We start from the raw sequence: 16949 nt of genomic DNA on the forward strand, positions 1-16949 counted from the left end.
CGATGGCTTTTACAGAAGTAAATCAAATCAAGGGTGATAATCAAAAATACCGGTTGTCACCGGAAATTAAAAAATATTCATTGCGGGATGTTGGGTTTATGGAAACCAAGACCGGTAAATTCGAATTAGAACGGTCATTGGATCCAAATTCACCGTATAATCAAGGATTTAAATTTAAAATGACCGTTGAAGCTGATTTGAAGAAATTTAAGATGGCAACGTTAACGGCTAACGGAATGCGTGAAGTTGATGTTCACAAGGGGAGAGACGTTGATACTCACTTGGAACAATTAAACTTCATTCTTGATAATTTAATTGAACGGCAAATTATTGAAAAAGCATAATTTGCTTATCAAAAGTAAGAAAGCCTCCTTGCAATGGGAGGCTTTTCGCGTTTATAATTAACATTACTGGACAAAACGACCTTCAAATCGTTGATGATTCAGAATCTAAATGAAATGATGGTGAGTTTATGAAAGATAACAGCAAGACACGTGTCGTTGTTGGAATGAGCGGCGGCGTTGATTCATCAGTTTCAGCGTACTTGCTTAAGCAACAAGGCTACGATGTTGTCGGCGTTTTTATGAAAAATTGGGATGAAAAAAACGACAGTGGCGTCTGCACGGTAACCGAAGATTATCAAGATGTTGCCAAGGTTGCTGCTGAAATTGGCATTCCATACTATTCAGTCAATTTTGAAAAGGAATATTGGGACAATGTTTTCTCATATTTCCTTGATGAATATAAACGTGGGCGGACTCCTAATCCTGACGTTTTGTGTAATAAGGAAGTTAAGTTCAAAGCATTTTTAGACTATGCAATGGAACTTGATGCTGATTACATTGCAATGGGGCACTACGCTCAAATTCGGCGGGATGAAGACGGGACCGTGCATATGCTTCGCGGTGCAGATCCGAATAAAGACCAGACCTACTTCTTAAGCCAGTTGACCCAAAAGCATTTGCAAAAGGCAATGTTTCCGATTGGCGGGATGCAAAAATCCGAAGTTCGGCGAATCGCTGAAGAAGCCGGATTGGCAACTGCTCACAAAAAGGATTCAACCGGGGTTTGTTTCATTGGGGAACGAAATTTCAGTAAGTTCTTAGGTGAATTCTTACCAGCTCAACCAGGAGTAATGAAGACCTTTGAAGGCGAAGTTAAGGGGCAACATTACGGATTAATGAATTACACAATTGGCCAGCGGCGCGGATTAGGAATCGGCGGTGATGGCAAGAGTAACGAACCATGGTTTGTGGTTGGCAAGGATATTAAGACCAATACCTTATACGTTGGTCAGGGATATCACAACGAACACTTATACGCAACCAGTCTGGATGCAAGCCAGTTGAGTTTCGTTGCACCAATCGATCGTTACGGAAATGATTTTCACTGTACGGCTAAATTCCGTTATCGGCAAAAAGACTGCGGCGTCACCGTTCATTTAAATGATGATCATACAGCAATGACCGTTGAATTTGATGATCCGGCACGGGCAGTTACCCCAGGGCAAGAAGTTGTCTTGTATGATGGTGAAGAATGCCTTGGAAGCGGAACGATCGATCATGCATATCAAGAAGGCAAACTTTTACAATATGTTTAATTAAAATCAGATTACGACTAGAGGCGTGGGTGAGCTCACAGCCTCTATTTTTTGATGTATAATTAAACTAAATATGTTAAAGAGGAAATTGAAATGACGACTTTTTATTTTGTAAGACATGGAAAAACAGAATGGAATTTGGAAGGGCGCTACCAAGGATCACATGGTGATTCACCGCTTCTTCCAGAAAGTTATGAAGAGATCAAGCAATTAGCTGCGTATTTTAATAGTGAGAAGATTCGGTTTGCGAAGATTTACTGCAGTCCCCTGAAGCGGACGATGACAACGGCGCAAGAAATTAACAAAAATCTTGATCAACCTGGATTAAAAATTGAAGCCGATCCGGCATTTATGGAATTTAATTTGGGAAAAATGGAAAAAATGAAGTTTGTGGATGCTGAAAAGCAGTATCCCGAAATGGTTGAAAATTTTCGTTACCATCCTGATAAATATGATCCAACTGCAATTGATGGGGAATCATATGAAGAATTATTTAAGCGAATGACGCCGAAGATTCAAGCAATTTATCAGCGTTATCCGGAAGATAATATTTTGGTTGTCAGCCATGGAGCCGCATTGGGAGCGGAAACCCGGCATTTATTGGGCGTTCCGTTGGCTAAAATTCGTGAACGTGGCGGCTTGGCTAACACGAGTACAACCATTTTGAAAACAACGGACGGCGAGCATTTTAAATGCATTGCATGGAATAAGACCGACTATTTAAAGCGGAAATTAGACCCGACGGATATTATTTAAGGAATGAGAAGATGGCAGAAGAAGATAAAAAGACGCAAGAAGCTGAAAAAGCAACCCATAAGTTAGTTCAAGCAATTGATCAGGATCCTTATAATGTGGATAATTATTATCAACTGGGAACGATTTTAACTGAAATGCAAAGTTTTCCCCAGGCAGAAGAACTTTTTAAGCGGGCAATCAACATTTTCAACGATCAACCAGCTAAAGTTGACCTCTTAACTTACGGTCTTGGAAATGTTTTTTATTCAGCAGGACTATACGATGAAGCGATTCAAGCGTTTCAAAAGGTTACGGATCACAAACTAAAGGTGGAAGCGTACTTAATGATCGGTCAAGCAAATTATGCTCAGCAAAAGTACCAGCAAGCAATGGTTTTTGCATTAACGGCGAGTGATGAAATGCCGCAAAATAAGGAACCGAAACGATTATTAGCAGATTGCTTTTTAGCGTTAGGAAAGTTTGATCAGGCAGAAGACTTTTACCAACAAGTGCTAGAGATGGATGATACTGATTTACGTGCTCTCTTTCAACTGGGAGTGATCAAGTTTACTCAGGAAAGTCCGGAAGCGGCAGATGAGTATTTTAACAAGGTCAAGCAACTCGATCAGGATTATTATGACCGGATGCAAGAACGATTAAGCGACGTTCAACGTGCAATTAAGTCAAAGGATCAAGATGATGAATAACACCCAGCAAGAGTTAATTCAAAATGAACAGCAGTTTGTAAAGGGCCGGGTCAAAAGTGTCTTTTTCCAAAGTAATGATAGTTTCTACAAGGTAATTTTAATTAGTGTGAAGGAAACGAACTTTGACTGGAAAGAGCACACGATCACGGTGACGGGTGATTTTGCAAATTTGCAGGAAGAAAATGAGTACCGGTTTATCGGTCATGTCGTTGATCATCCGCGTTACGGCAAACAATTCAAGGCGGAAACGTACGAAGTTGATGTTCCGGATACGACGGAAGGCCTCGTTCATTATTTTTCAAGTGATAAATTCCCAGGAATTGGGAAAAAATCAGCTGAACGAATTGTTAAAATTTTAGGCGATGATGCCTTGAACTTATTGATTCAGGACCCTGAACGCGCACAGGGACTTGGTTTAAGCTCCCGGCAAGCACAAACCCTGATTGAAGGGATTAAGGATAATAACCAAACCGATACCATCATCATTGGGTTGAATAATTACGGCTTTTCAAACAAAATTTCAGCTAAGATTTTTGCCAAGTATCATGAAAAGTCATTGACGGTGATCAATGAAAATCCGTATCAACTATCAATTGATATTGATGGAATTGGGTTCGTGAAGGCTGATCAAATTGCAATGCAAATTGGGATCAAGGATGATTCAGCGGTCCGAATTCGCGGGGCGATTTTTCAGGTTTTAAATGATCTTTGCTATGAAAGCGGCAATACGTATGCAACGAGTCGGCAGGTGATTGAAAATGCGATCACGTTGCTTGAAAAGGGCCGGCAAACGGCAATCGATCCGGAAATGGTTGCTGATCAGATTATCGAACTTGAGAAGAAACACCGAATCGTTGCGGATCAACAGCATATTTATGTTCGCCGGCTTTATCATGAAGAACATGGAATTGCCAATAAATTATATACGATTGTGACGAATCAGGATCAAAAAAATTATGACGAAAAGAAGCTTGCCAAAATTTTACGACGAATTGAACGTCATCTTGGAATTCAGTATGATGATGTCCAACAGGATGCAATTTTTACGGCGCTTAATTCGCGGTGTTTTTTGTTAACTGGAGGACCTGGAACAGGGAAAACGACCATTATTAATGGAATCGTGGCAATGTTCGCGGAGTTAAATGGAATTGATCTTGAACGGATCCAACAGCAAAAAGACGACTCGCATCTTCCAATTTTATTGGCTGCTCCGACCGGCCGGGCCGCTAAACGGATGACGGAAACAACCGGTTTGCCAGCAAGAACGATTCACCGGTTACTTGGAATCAACGGGCATGATGAGGAGTTGTCAGAAAGTAAGGTGGATGAGCTTTCAGGCGACCTATTGATCATTGATGAAACGTCAATGGTTGATACGGAGTTAATGGATGTTTTGTTAGGCGCAATTCCATATAACATGCAGGTGATTTTTGTCGGCGATAAGGATCAGTTACCATCAGTTGGTCCGGGACAGGTTTTTGCGGATTTACTTGAAAGTGATGAACTACCGAAGAAAGAACTAACGCGAATTTATCGCCAATCGGATGATTCATCGATCGTTGAATTGTCACACAGTATTCAGCAGGGGCAGTTGCCACCGGATTTTACGCAACAACATGCCGATCGTTCATTTATCGCATGCAATGCGTTTCAAGTTCCGGATGTGCTTGAACAGGTTGTTCAATTGTGGCTGAGTAAAGGAAATTCAATTGATGATCTGCAAGTGCTTGCTCCAATGTATAAGGGAGTGGCCGGAATTGATAATTTAAATAATCGGATGCAGGCCATTGTTAACCCCGCAAAACGCGGGCGAAAGGAAGTTCAGGTCAATCAACAGGTTTTTCGAATCGGGGATCGCGTTTTGCAACTTGTGAATGATCCAGAACACAATATCTTCAATGGCGATATTGGAAAGGTAATTGGAATCGATCTTAAAAGTGCCAAAAATCATATTCCAGCAGATAAAATAATCGTTGATTTTGACGGAAATGAAGTTGGTTATGAGAAACGTAATTGGAACCAGCTGACCCTTGCGTACTGCATGTCGATTCATAAATCGCAGGGGGGCGAATTCCCGCTGATCATCTTACCAATGGTTCGTCAATTTTCACGAATGTTTGCGCGAAATTTACTTTATACGGCAGTTAGCCGGGCAAAGCAAAAACTGGTTTTATTAGGTGAAGTCGAGGCATTTAAAAAGTCAGTTTCAATCGTTTCATCAAACCGGCAAACGGGATTGAAAGAAATGCTTTGGGAAGCGTTTGGCGACCACGAAAAGGTAAGCCTAATCGAGGATCCTGTCAGTGAAGATGAAAGTGAGACAGCGGAGTCGGATGATCAAGAATTAAATCAAAATTCAAATTTGCTAACGAATTCAATGATTGAAAGTGGAAAAATTGATCCGCTGATTGGAATGAACGGGATTCAGCCAAAAGATTTTATGGAAACAAAAACCCAAGGTGTGACAAAACGTTAAAAACGAGTGTGGTGGAAGCAGAAAAGCGAACGAATCGCGCCAGCATAGATTCGGCGGTTTTCGAACTTCCACATAGCTCGTTTGTTTTGGAACCCGATTATGCGAAGATAGCAAAGAGACTGCGACTTATGTCACAGCCTCTTATTTTTGCCGGCGTTCCTCCAACGAAACGCTGTCAGCATTGATCCAAAACGGATAATTGATCAGTTTTAAATAAAGATCGTTATATTTACCACCCAACTCACGACAATCGACTTGGGTTTGTTCAAGCGAGTTAACAGTAATGTGAAGATTATCAGTCCGCCAATGGTGAACAAATGGCAATTTAGTCGGGTCACCGAATTTTCGGGTCGCAACAAAAATCAAAAATAAGAAAATGTTGACCCGATCAACGATGGTGATCTCAATTGGTTGATCATTGTTTGAAAAGTCACTTTCTTGTGTTCGATTTTGAAGGTTAACGATAAATGCCCGTTTGTAAAATTTATACTTATGGCCGATTCGCAAGGTTGCACTAAAAGCATCGGCACTATTGTAATATGCTTTGCAAATATCAATGACGTTTGCAAGCCACCGACAGTGCGTCCGCAACCAGTGGTGATGTTCGCGGGAACGAAGATTGGCAAGGTTGGCTGCCATTCCAATCGAATAGTTATCTAAAAAATAACCGGTTTCTTCATGATTAGATTCATAGTATTGAATCAATGAATATTGAACCGCTTCGGTTGCATTTAAAATTTGTTTAAGGGCAACGAGGGGATTAGGCGCAATCCCAAGCTGATCAGCAAATTGATGATGGTTGCTGGTGCAGATAAAGGCAAGCGGTAAATCATGCACATCGGCTTCTTTAATTCCCGTTAACACCTCATTTAAAGTTCCATTGCCACCAATCACGAGGACGACGTATTTTTCATAGTCCGCGTAATCAAGATTTTTAAGGAAAGCTTGAATATCGGCTTGCGCGTCGCCGGCAACGCTTGTTTCGGTTGCACGGTAATCCACGGCATGTTCATCTAGATATTTTTGAATTTGTTCCCAGTCTTTTTGGGATTTGCCTAAATTCGCGTGTGGATTTGCAATCACGTAAAATGATTTCATTTTTTCCGCTCCCTTATTGATCTTATCTAGAATAATTATCTCATGTTACAAAAAAATTACAAGCCAAATTATTTAGTCAAATCAACAAAAAAGATTGCGCCGAATAGCGCAATCTTTTTACTCGATTTAAATTGTTACAAGCATTGGTAAAATCATTGGATGCCGTTCTGTTTGTTCATAAAGGAATAATTGCAAATCAGAAATAATGGCATCTTTGATCATTGCTTCAGTAATTTTTTTATTGTTTTTAAGAACCCGGTTGATTGTTCGAGCAATCCGCCGTTTGCCTTTACTGATCAATTCTCCAGATTCACGCATGTAGATGAATCCCCGTGAGAGAAAATCAGGTCCGGCAATGATCTTATGTTTCTTCATATCGATCGTTGCGACAACGACAACTAATCCTTCTTCTGAAAGGGCCCGCCGATCACGTAAGACAATGTTGCCGATATCGCCGATTCCGGAACCGTCAACGTAAACATCACTTGCATTGAAGTGACCAGCAACCCGGGCAGAATCTGCCGTTAATGCCAAAACATCACCGTTTTCAAGGATAAATGAACGGTCTTGCGGAATATCACATTCTTCAGCTAATTCAGTATGGATCTTTAACATCCGGTATTCACCGTGAATCGGCATGAAGAATTTTGGTTTGATCAGCCGTAACATTAATTTCTGTTCTTCTTGGCCACCGTGACCGGAAGCGTGAATGTTATTGACCTTTCCGTGGATTACATTGGCGCCGGCTTCTTCAAGTTCATTGATTACCCGGTTAACACTGGTTGTGTTTCCTGGAATTGGTGAACTTGAGAAGACGACCGTATCACCAGGTTGAATTGACACTTGCCGGTGGGTTCCATTTGCAATTCGACTTAACGCTGCCATTGGTTCACCTTGTGATCCCGTACATAAAATCATGACTTGATTTGCAGGAAGATTATTAATATCCCGCGCATCGACGATTGCATCTTCTGGGATGTCAAGGTATCCTAACTCGCGTCCGTTTACGATTGCAGCTTCCATACTTCTTCCGAAGACAGCAATCTTCCGTCCGCGTTTAATAGCGGCATCAGCTGCTTGCTGAATTCGTGAAATGTTTGAAGCAAAGGTAGCAAAGATGATCCGGCCATCAACCTTTTCAAAAATGTGACGAATTGAATGGCCAACCCATTTTTCAGATTTCGTGAAGTTTGGAATTTCAGCATTCGTACTATCTGAAAGAAGACACAAAACACCATCTGAACCTAATTTAGCCATCTTTTGCAGGTTCGGTGGCTGGTGGGTGATCGGTGTCAGATCAAACTTGTAGTCTCCAGTTTCAACGATCGTGCCGGATGGGGTTTTAACCGCAACTCCTAAAGTATCCGGAATCGAGTGGGTCGTTCTGAAAAATGAAACACTTGTTTTTCTGAATTTAAGAACAGTGTCTTCATTAATTTCATGTAACTCGGCTGTCCGAAGTAATCCATGTTCTTCAAGTTTGCTCTTGATCAATGCAAGGGGAAGGGGTCCGGCATAAATCGGGACATTGATTTCCTTAAGTAAATATGGAATTCCCCCAATGTGGTCTTCGTGACCGTGAGTAATTACAAGGGCTTTAACTTTCTGTTTGTTAGCGACGAGGTATTGGAAATTCGGAATGACGTAGTCGATTCCAAGTAAATCATCTTCAGGAAACTTGATTCCCGCATCGATCACGATGATTTCATCTTGAAATTGGACCCCGTACATGTTCTTCCCAATTTCGCCAAGACCGCCGATCGCAAAGACAGCCGTCTCATTATTTTTTACTTTAAGCTGTTTCATAGGCTAAAACTCCGTTAACTTAAAGTTCTCGCTTTGCTTTTCATATTCTAAAGTCTTGTCATCGAGGCCTTCGATAAATTCAACGTTGTATTCTGTATTTTCTTCAACGAGTAACCGGGCTTCAACTTCTGACTTGGCTTCAAGATATAAAGTTTCGGTGTTTTCACGCCGCGGATTGATCCGTTTGGTTGGTTGATAATATACTTTAAAAATCATACTAAAATCTCCTTTAATAATGTATTGTTTTAAAATTACCGAACAAGGATTGCTTACACAATAATTATTTCTATTTTAGCATATTGAAGAAATTAAGTATAGAAAGCAAATCAATTCGGAAATAAATGTTCTAATTTAGTGAATCAAAGCAACGTGTTTTATAATAAAGGCGGTAGGTGATTAAAATGCTAAAGTGGATTTTGATAATCATGGTTATTTTGGTTGCTGGGGTCACAATTTTAGTTTGGAAAAATCAAAAGAAAAAGAAGGCTTTACTTTTAGTTCAAAAAGAAAGTCAGAAGATCACGGATGAAGCTTTTACAGCGGCAATTCAGCAAATTTCGTTGATTAGTTTTGATCAACCGGTTAAATTACATTCGGAATTTGTTTCAAATATTTGGGGAAGTAAAGTGACGGCATTTGAATATTCAATTGAGGTTCCTCAAGTTGAAACCCAGGATCTTGCTAAAATTAAGAACGAATTAACCGAAAAATTGCAAGCGTACGCAAATGAAAAACATCTTGCTGCGTATAAAGATCATCCAGTATTTGTTGTATCGGATATTTGGATTTTTGCAGGGGTCTTACACGTCGATGTTTCGCACATTACGAATGCTGAAACGTGGTCGTATGTTGAAGATGTTGCCAAATCAGATCGAACAAATTAAAAAGAAGGTGTGACAAAACGTTAAAAACGAGCGTGGTGGAAGCAGAAAAGCGAACGAATCGCGGAGCATAGATTCGGAGGTTTTCGAATTAGCTTCGCGTCACCACACAGCTCGTTTGTTTTGGAACCCGATTATGCGGATATAACAAAGAGGTTGTGACTTATATCACAACCTCTTTATTTCAATCAATTATTCTAAAATCAAAGTTCCCTCAGGAGCACTGAATGGATTATCCTTATTGATATGGTCAAAGAATAAAATTCCATTTAAGTGATCAATTTCATGTTGAACAACGATTGCAGGATAATCTTTTAATCGTTGAACATGTTCATTGCCGTCAAGATCAAACCAGCGAAGTTTGATTCGATCAGCCCGCGGCACATACCCTGGAACATCGCGGTCAACTGAAAGACAGCCTTCACCTTCTGCTAACGCAGCTTTTTGAACTGATTCACTGACGATCGTTGGATTAACGAGAACATGTTTAAAAATCGGTTCTTCACCTTCAGCTCCCGGAACAAGGACCGCTGTCATCCGAATTGAACGGTCAACTTGCGGGGCGGCTAATCCGACACCTGCGCGTAAATGATACTTTTCAGCAATTTTTTCATCTTGACTATTTTCAAGAAATTCCATTAAATCATGGGCAAGTTTTTGATCTTCTTCTGATAAGGGGAAGGTTAATTTTTCAGCCCGCTTGCGCAGTGTTGGATGACCTTCACGGATAATGTTATCCATTGTAATCATGTAAATTTCCTCCTTATTACGATTAATGCTTTACCATTAATCATACCACAAAGTATAATGATTTTAGAGTTATATCTTAAATCTAAAAAGGGTGATTGGTGGACATGAAAGAAAATTATGAATATCCGTTGATGCCGGAATGGTCCAAGGATGAGATCATCACAATGGTTGAGTTTTATGCTCAGGTTGAAGATGCTTATACGACAGGCGTTGCAAAGAATGAGTTCATGAAAATGGTCCGGAAGTTTAAGACGATTGAACCATCGATTGCAGCTCAAAAGCAACTTGACCGTAAATTCAAGGAATTATCAGGATACAGTATTTATCAAGCAATTAAAACGGTAAGCAATTCATCTAAAGAACATGTAAAGGTGGAAAAATAATGGAATGGCAAGTAATTGACGAAAAAATTAAACGGTGGATGTTTGAAGCACGCGAGATGATTCTTGCAAGCTTTGATACGAAATTGGATATCAACACGAAATCAAACCGTAATGACTTGGTAACTAATATGGATAAAAAAATCGAAAAGTTTTATATTGATCACATTCATGAAAGCTTTCCGGATGCGAAAATCATGGGTGAGGAAAGCGAAAAGGATGCCTTGCAAGATGCTGACGGGCTCTTTTTCGTGATCGACCCGATTGATGGCACGATGAATTTTGTCAAGCAACAGGATAACTTTGCTAGCATGATTGCGGTTTATCAAAATCATCAACCGATTTTGGGCTACATTCTGGATATCCAAAATAATAAACTTTATTGGGGCGGGAAATCGATCGGCGTTTACTGTAACTTTAAACGGTTAAAGGCGCCGCAAGATTTAACGCTGCGTGACGGTCTTTTAGGAGCAGGCTTACCGATGATTTTAAATGATGAATATCATTTTCAGGAAATTGCGCGTGAAGCTTCCGGAGTTCGTATGTATGGCAGTGCAGGAATTGAATTTATTAATGTTTTAACGGGGAAAACATTGGGGTACGTTTCACGGTTGCATGCCTGGGATTATGCGGCCGGAAAGATTCTTACTGAAGAACTTGGTTTAGTTGTTCAGGCGATTGACGGAACGGATATTGATGTGCTATCATCAAAAGTTGTATTAGTATCGACAAGAAGCGCAAACGAGAAAATTAATCAAATTATCAATGCCTAATATTAACTGTGGCGGTGGTCACAGTTTTTTTATGACACTGCTTGAAAATCAGCAGATGATTTTCAAAAAGAATGAAAATGCACTTTTAAGGTCGAAAAAAGAAAATGAAGGGAAGATAAACATTGAAAAGACGCGAAGACATCCGCAATGTTGCTATTATTGCGCACGTTGACCACGGTAAAACAACATTAGTTAACGAAATGTTAAAACAATCTGATACGCTTGATTCACACACTGAAATTAGCGATCGTGCAATGGACTCAAATGATATTGAAAAGGAACGTGGAATTACGATCCTTTCAAAGAACACAGCCGTTAAATATGGCGATAAGCAAATTAATATCCTTGATACCCCAGGACACGCCGATTTTGGTGGCGAAGTTGAACGAATCATGAAAATGGTTGACGGGGTTCTTTTGGTCGTTGATGCTTTTGAAGGAACAATGCCGCAAACGCGTTTTGTTTTGAAGAAAGCCTTAGAACAGCACTTGACACCAATCGTTGTTATTAACAAGATCGACCGTCAGGGGGCACGTCCAGAAGAAGTTGTTGACGAAGTTCTTGATCTGTTTATCGAACTTGGTGCTGACGAAGATCAACTTGATTTCCCTGTAATTTATGCATCAGCGGTTAACGGAACAACCTCAATGAATCCAGATCCCTCAACTCAGGAACACACAATGGATCCGATCTTTAAGACGATTTTAGATACGATTCCTGCTCCAATTGATAACTCTGACGAACCGTTACAATTCCAAGTTGCAATGCTTGATTATAATGACTTCGTTGGCCGGATCGGAATTGGTCGTGTATTCCGTGGAAAGATCAAGGTTGGTGACCAAGTTACAGTTATGAAACTTGACGGTTCACAACAAAACTTCCGGGTTACAAAATTATTCGGGTTCATGGGACTTAACCAAGTTGAAATTCAAGAAGCCAAGGCCGGCGATTTAATTGCCGTTTCAGGAATGGAAGAAATCAACGTTGGGGAAACTGTATGTCCGGTTGACCATCCTGAAGCATTGCCATTGTTACGGATCGATCCACCGACATTGCAGATGACATTCATGCAAAGTGATTCACCATTTGTTGGTAAGGACGGCGATAAGGTTACTGCCCGCAAGATTGAAGACCGTTTAAGAAAGCAACTTCACACTGACGTTTCATTGAAGGTTGAAGATACTGATTCACCAGATGCATGGACCGTTTCAGGACGTGGTGAATTGCACCTTTCAATTTTAATTGAAGAATTACGGCGCGAAGGCTTTGAATTAGCTGTTTCACGGCCAAAGGTTATTTACCGTGAAATTGACGGCAAGCTTTCAGAACCGTTTGAAGCCGTTACAATTGATACACCTGATGAATACACTGGCTCAATCATTGACTCATTGGCACAACGCAAAGGTGAAATGAAGAACATGGAACCAAACGGCAATGGTCAAACACGGTTGGAATTCTCAGTTCCAACCCGGGGATTGATCGGTTACGATTCACAATTCTTATCAATGACACGTGGATACGGAATTTTGAACCACACATTCGATGAATACAAACCAGTTATTCGGAACTGGGAACCTGGACGCCGGAATGGTGCTTTGGTATCAATCAACCAAGGCAAGGCAACAACGTATGCTATCATGGGGGTTGAAGGTCGGGGAACGATCTTCGTTGATCCAGGAACAGAAGTTTACGAAGGAATGATCGTTGGGAAGTCATCCCGTGAACGTGACATTTCAGTAAACGTTACAAAAGGAAAGAACTTAACTAACGTTCGGGCAGCTGCAAAGGACCAAACAGCAACGATTAAGACTCCAGAACACCTTACATTGGAAGAAAGTATGGAATTCTTAAACGAAGACGAATTGCTCGAAGTTACACCAAATCACTTACGGTTGCGGAAACGGATCTTAAATACAAATGCCCGTGAAAAGGCAGCTAAACGTGATAAGCGTGCTAAGCAATAATAATTAATGGAAAAGGGTCGCTGCTGCGACTCTTTTTTAGTTAGCGTTTTGTAAATTTATTGCGAATCATTTTATGGTATAATTTTACAGAATGTTTCAAAATATTTAGAAGGGTGGTTAAGCATTAGGTTATTAATCACTTCTGGACCTAATAAAGATATGAAAAAGATTAGAGAGAAATTGAAATATTTTGATTGGATGCTGTTTATTCCATATGCGATCCTGTGTGTGATTGGAATTGTAATGGTTTACTCGGCAAGTTCGATCAATTTATCATACGTTGGATTGAACTCGGCATCGTATATGATCAAACAGGCAATTTACGTTGTCATTGGGATGATTTTAATGTTCTTGCTGGCCCACTTTAAGACAAAGTGGTGGGTCAATTCAAAATTCTTAATGGTTGGATTTTTCGTCATGGTCTTTCTGTTGATAATTGCACGTTTTTTCACAAATGCAATTAATGGTGCAAACGGATGGATTTCATTAGGCTTTATCAGTATTCAACCATCAGAATTTGCTAAGTTGTTTAATATCCTCTTCTGTGCCTATACCTTTTCGAATTGGGCTGATCGGCGTGAACAAGGATTAGGTCATGGAAATGGTCCTTACTTTTTTATTGGGATTATTTTAGGATTGATTTTGATTGAACCTGATGTTGGGGGATTCATGATCAACTTCGCAATTATCATGATCATGTACCTTACTTACCGGGATCCTGAAACAAGTAAATGGTATCGAATCAACAATCAAACCTTCTTGATTGGATTGATTATTCTCTTCGTTATTATGTTACAGGTTCCACGGCTTAAATTTATTCAAGATTTAAGCTCGCACTTTTATCAAATTCAACGGTTTACGGCGTTTTATCACCCGTTTAAATATTCAGCAAGTGTTGGGCGTCAGTTAGTTAACTCATACTATGCGATTAGCAATGGGGGCTTCTTTGGCCTTGGCCTTGGAAACAGTATCGAAAAGCGAGGATATCTACCTGAACCATATACTGACTTTATTTTGTCCGTTACAACTGAAGAGCTCGGATTTATTGGGGCGGCTGTGCTGATCATCCTTTTATTATTCATTATTTTACGGGTTTACTTGATTGGAATTCGGTCAAATAATCTATACAACCGGCTTTTCTGTTTTGGAGTCGGAACGTTTATGTTCGTTGAATCATTCTTTAACATTGGGGCAGTCATTGGCCTTTTACCAATCACTGGGGTTACGTTCCCGTTTGTTTCATACGGGGGATCCAGCATGCTGGTTCTTTCGGCGGCCCTTGGAATGGTAATGAATATTTCAGCTAATCAGAAACGGCATACTGAAATTGACCCGTTTGAATATTACAAGAAATAGAGTGAATTGAGATGACAGAATTTGAAGAGAATCCACGTCAGGGTGTGATCGTTTATCTGTATCGATTACGAAATAGCAGACAATTACGCAAGTTTGGTCAAATTCAATATATTTCAAAGAAAATGAAATACGTTGTCCTTTACATGGATCAAGCTGATGTGGAAGGTAACATTGAACGTTTGAAAAAATTAAAATTTGTTAAACACGTTGAACCTTCAGTCCGGCCATTTCTCCGGGTTGAATATTCCGGCTCGGAAGACGGGCAACATTATGAGATGACTGAAGAAGATCGTGAAAAATTTAAGAAAATGAAGAGTGAAGCCAAATGAGAATTATTGCAGGAAAGTTTGGGGGCCGAAGATTAAAGGCGGTTCCGGGAATGAAGACCCGTCCGACAACGGATAAGGTCAAGGAATCAATGTTTAATATTATCGGTCCATACTTTGATGGCGGCAATGTCCTTGATTTATTTGCTGGAAGCGGGGGCTTAAGCATTGAAGCCGTTTCGCGGGGAGCAGATCAAGCCTATTTAATTGATCGGCAGTATCAGGCAATTAAAACGATTAAGGAAAATGTGGCGGTAACGAAGGCGGAAGACCAATTTCAAATCTTTAAAACTGATGCTCGCAAGGCGCTGACGAAGCTGGCTGAAAAGCAAATTAAGTTTGATTTGGTATTTCTTGACCCACCATATAAACAGCAAAAAATCGTTGATGATTTACTGAAAATGAAAACGTTGGGATTATTAAATCCCAATGCAACGATCATGTGTGAGACTGATCAAAATGCAGGACTTCCTCAAAAAATTGACGGGTTTGAATTTTTAAAAACCGTGACGTATGGAATCACGGTACTCACAATTTATCATTATGTAGGTGATTAAAATGAAAGCGATGTTTCCAGGAAGCTTTGACCCAATTACAAACGGTCATTTGGACGTGATTGCACGCGGAAGTCGGATGTTTGATGAATTAGTTGTCGCAATCATGACGAATTCAAGCAAGCATGCGTTATTTTCAATTGAGGAGAAAATGACGATGGTAACGGACGCTGTTCGACCATATTCAAATGTAAAGGTAATTGCAATGGCGGATGAACTAACCGTTAAGACGGCTGATAAATTAGGTGTAAATGTTATTTTACGGGGAGTTCGCAACGTTGACGACTTTCAATTTGAACAGCAAATTGCAACAATGAATCGGGAATTAGACTCGAAGATCGAAACTCTCTTGTTGCCAACCTCTCCGGAAGTTGCATCGATTTCATCTTCGATCGTTAAGGAAATCGGCCGGTTTCATGGAGATACAGCTAAATTTTTGCCGGCAAAAGCGCAGGCAATGCTCGAGGTAAAGTTCAATGAAAAAGAAAAGTAAGAAATTAATTATTACGGTGATCCTGGCGGTGGTGCTGGTGTTAGCCGTCTTTTTGCCAATCCCGTATTATATTGAAGTTCCTGGATCAGCCCAGAATATTTCGCAATATATTCAAGTTGACAACCAGACGAAAAAGGCTGCTAACCAGGATGGAACGTTGATGCTGGTTTATATTCGTGAAATGCACGCAACGCCATTATCATATGCAATGAGTTTTTTGAACCCGTTTGCTGATCGTGACAGCGCGGCTGACCTGTATCAGGGATCAAACGAAAAGGATTATCAAACTGTTCAACAGTACTACATGCAAGATGCAATCAACGAAGCAAAGTATGTTGCCTTTAAAGCAGCCCATAAAAAGGTTGAACGTAAGTATTTAGGCTTATACGTCATGTCAGTAATGCCAAATTCGAGTTTCAAGGGTAAACTCCATGTTGGTGATACCGTTGAATCTGTGAACGGAAAGCATTTTGGCGATTCGCAAGCGTATATTAACTACATCAAAGGTTTGCCTCGTGGTTCAAAAATCAAGATCGGGGTTTTAAGCGGATCAAAGCATAAAACGTTGACGGGAATCACGAAACGATTGGGTGACACGCAACAGTATGGGATTGGAATCACCCTTGCAGATCGAACGGAAGTTAAAACGCCGATCAAGGTTCAAGCTAATATGGATGGAATTGAAGGTCCGTCGGCAGGGTTGATGATGTCATTGCAAATTTATGATGATTTGACCCATCAAAACCTTCTTCATGGACGGAAGGTTGCGGGAACAGGAACGATTAACGCTCAGGGACAAGTCGGTGATATTGGCGGCGCTGATAAAAAGGTAGTTGCCGCATCACGGGCTGGGGCATCGATTTTCTTTGTTCCGGATAATCCGATTCCACCGGTGATCAAAAAAGCTTACCCTGATTTACAAACCAATTATCAAGAAGCGAAAAAGGCTGCAAAGAAGATTCATACAAAGATGAAGATCGTTCCGGTCCGGACCTTTAATCAAGCACTTGAATACTTGGAAAAAACAAAATAAAGAAGTTAAAGAAAGAC

Annotated in this window: 18 protein-coding genes; 14 read left to right on the top strand and 4 right to left on the bottom strand. The window is 40.4% G+C overall.

What is annotated here, in order from left to right; genetic code table 11:
• Positions 1-2 precede the first annotated feature (2 nt).
• From A3O17_RS04920 to recD2, 5 genes are all read left to right on the top strand, one after another.
• Positions 3-344, top strand: coding sequence for a DUF1831 domain-containing protein (locus A3O17_RS04920; RefSeq protein WP_064213024.1), 342 nt, complete (start codon positions 3-5; stop codon positions 342-344).
• A gap of 128 nt (positions 345-472) precedes the next feature.
• The gene (gene mnmA, locus A3O17_RS04925) at positions 473-1600 is read left to right on the top strand and encodes a tRNA 2-thiouridine(34) synthase MnmA (protein ID WP_064207760.1); all 1128 of its coding nucleotides are present in this window, start codon (positions 473-475) and stop codon (positions 1598-1600) included.
• 93 nt (positions 1601-1693) lie between these two features.
• Positions 1694-2356, top strand: a complete 663-nt coding sequence (locus A3O17_RS04930) for a histidine phosphatase family protein (protein WP_064207759.1) — start codon at positions 1694-1696, stop codon at positions 2354-2356.
• Positions 2357-2367: 11 nt separating this feature from the next.
• On the top strand, positions 2368-3042 hold the full coding sequence (locus A3O17_RS04935; protein WP_064213025.1) for a tetratricopeptide repeat protein: 675 nt from the start codon (positions 2368-2370) through the stop codon (positions 3040-3042).
• Positions 3035-5518: an SF1B family DNA helicase RecD2 gene (recD2, locus tag A3O17_RS04940; protein WP_064213043.1), complete on the top strand. Its 2484-nt coding sequence runs from the start codon at positions 3035-3037 to the stop codon at positions 5516-5518. Before A3O17_RS04935 ends, recD2 begins: the two co-directional genes overlap by 8 nt.
• A 141-nt stretch (positions 5519-5659) precedes the next feature.
• Here recD2 and A3O17_RS04945 read toward each other — a convergent pair whose 3' ends face one another.
• From A3O17_RS04945 to A3O17_RS04955, 3 genes are all read right to left on the bottom strand, one after another.
• Complete coding sequence (locus A3O17_RS04945) at positions 5660-6616, bottom strand: diacylglycerol/lipid kinase family protein (protein ID WP_064213026.1); 957 nt, start codon at positions 6614-6616, stop codon at positions 5660-5662.
• Positions 6617-6742: 126 nt separating this feature from the next.
• Positions 6743-8422, bottom strand: coding sequence for a ribonuclease J1 (gene rnjA / locus A3O17_RS04950; protein WP_064208148.1), 1680 nt, complete (start codon positions 8420-8422; stop codon positions 6743-6745).
• Positions 8423-8425: 3 nt separating this feature from the next.
• Positions 8426-8638, bottom strand: coding sequence for a DNA-directed RNA polymerase subunit epsilon (locus tag A3O17_RS04955; protein ID WP_057827743.1), 213 nt, complete (start codon positions 8636-8638; stop codon positions 8426-8428).
• A gap of 185 nt (positions 8639-8823) precedes the next feature.
• Between A3O17_RS04955 and A3O17_RS04960 the strand changes: the two genes are divergently transcribed.
• Entirely contained in the window at positions 8824-9306 is a 483-nt protein-coding gene (locus A3O17_RS04960; protein WP_155728910.1) for a hypothetical protein, read from the top strand.
• A 189-nt stretch (positions 9307-9495) separates the two neighbouring features.
• On the opposite strand, the gene def is transcribed toward A3O17_RS04960, so the two are convergent.
• Entirely contained in the window at positions 9496-10053 is a 558-nt protein-coding gene (gene def / locus A3O17_RS04965) for a peptide deformylase (RefSeq protein WP_057827745.1), read from the bottom strand.
• Between the two features lie 104 nt (positions 10054-10157).
• On the opposite strand from def, the gene A3O17_RS04970 reads away from it, so the two are divergent.
• The 8 genes from A3O17_RS04970 to A3O17_RS05005 all read left to right on the top strand — a co-directional run bounded on the left by A3O17_RS04970 (position 10158) and on the right by A3O17_RS05005 (position 16932).
• Positions 10158-10436: a UPF0223 family protein gene (locus tag A3O17_RS04970; RefSeq protein ID WP_064213045.1), complete on the top strand. Its 279-nt coding sequence runs from the start codon at positions 10158-10160 to the stop codon at positions 10434-10436.
• On the top strand, positions 10433-11206 hold the full coding sequence (locus tag A3O17_RS04975) for an inositol monophosphatase family protein (RefSeq protein ID WP_191979123.1): 774 nt from the start codon (positions 10433-10435) through the stop codon (positions 11204-11206). Before A3O17_RS04970 ends, A3O17_RS04975 begins: the two co-directional genes overlap by 4 nt.
• A gap of 122 nt (positions 11207-11328) precedes the next feature.
• Positions 11329-13170, top strand: a complete 1842-nt coding sequence (gene typA, locus A3O17_RS04980) for a translational GTPase TypA (RefSeq protein WP_064213028.1) — start codon at positions 11329-11331, stop codon at positions 13168-13170.
• A gap of 159 nt (positions 13171-13329) precedes the next feature.
• Positions 13330-14526 carry an FtsW/RodA/SpoVE family cell cycle protein gene (locus A3O17_RS04985; RefSeq protein WP_064213029.1) on the top strand — a complete coding sequence of 399 codons (1197 nt, stop codon included), beginning with the start codon at positions 13330-13332 and terminating at the stop codon, positions 14524-14526.
• Between the two features lie 11 nt (positions 14527-14537).
• Entirely contained in the window at positions 14538-14855 is a 318-nt protein-coding gene (locus A3O17_RS04990) for a YlbG family protein (protein ID WP_064213030.1), read from the top strand.
• Complete coding sequence (rsmD, locus tag A3O17_RS04995) at positions 14852-15409, top strand: 16S rRNA (guanine(966)-N(2))-methyltransferase RsmD (protein WP_064213031.1); 558 nt, start codon at positions 14852-14854, stop codon at positions 15407-15409. The genes A3O17_RS04990 and rsmD overlap by 4 nt, the downstream gene beginning before the upstream one ends.
• Before the next feature lies 1 nt (position 15410).
• Entirely contained in the window at positions 15411-15899 is a 489-nt protein-coding gene (gene coaD / locus A3O17_RS05000; RefSeq protein ID WP_318529084.1) for a pantetheine-phosphate adenylyltransferase, read from the top strand.
• Positions 15883-16932, top strand: coding sequence for a SepM family pheromone-processing serine protease (locus A3O17_RS05005; protein WP_064213032.1), 1050 nt, complete (start codon positions 15883-15885; stop codon positions 16930-16932). Before coaD ends, A3O17_RS05005 begins: the two co-directional genes overlap by 17 nt.
• Positions 16933-16949 lie beyond the last annotated feature (17 nt).

This window comes from Ligilactobacillus aviarius (genome assembly GCF_001654615.1).
In the GTDB taxonomy this organism is placed as follows: domain Bacteria; phylum Bacillota; class Bacilli; order Lactobacillales; family Lactobacillaceae; genus Ligilactobacillus; species Ligilactobacillus aviarius_B.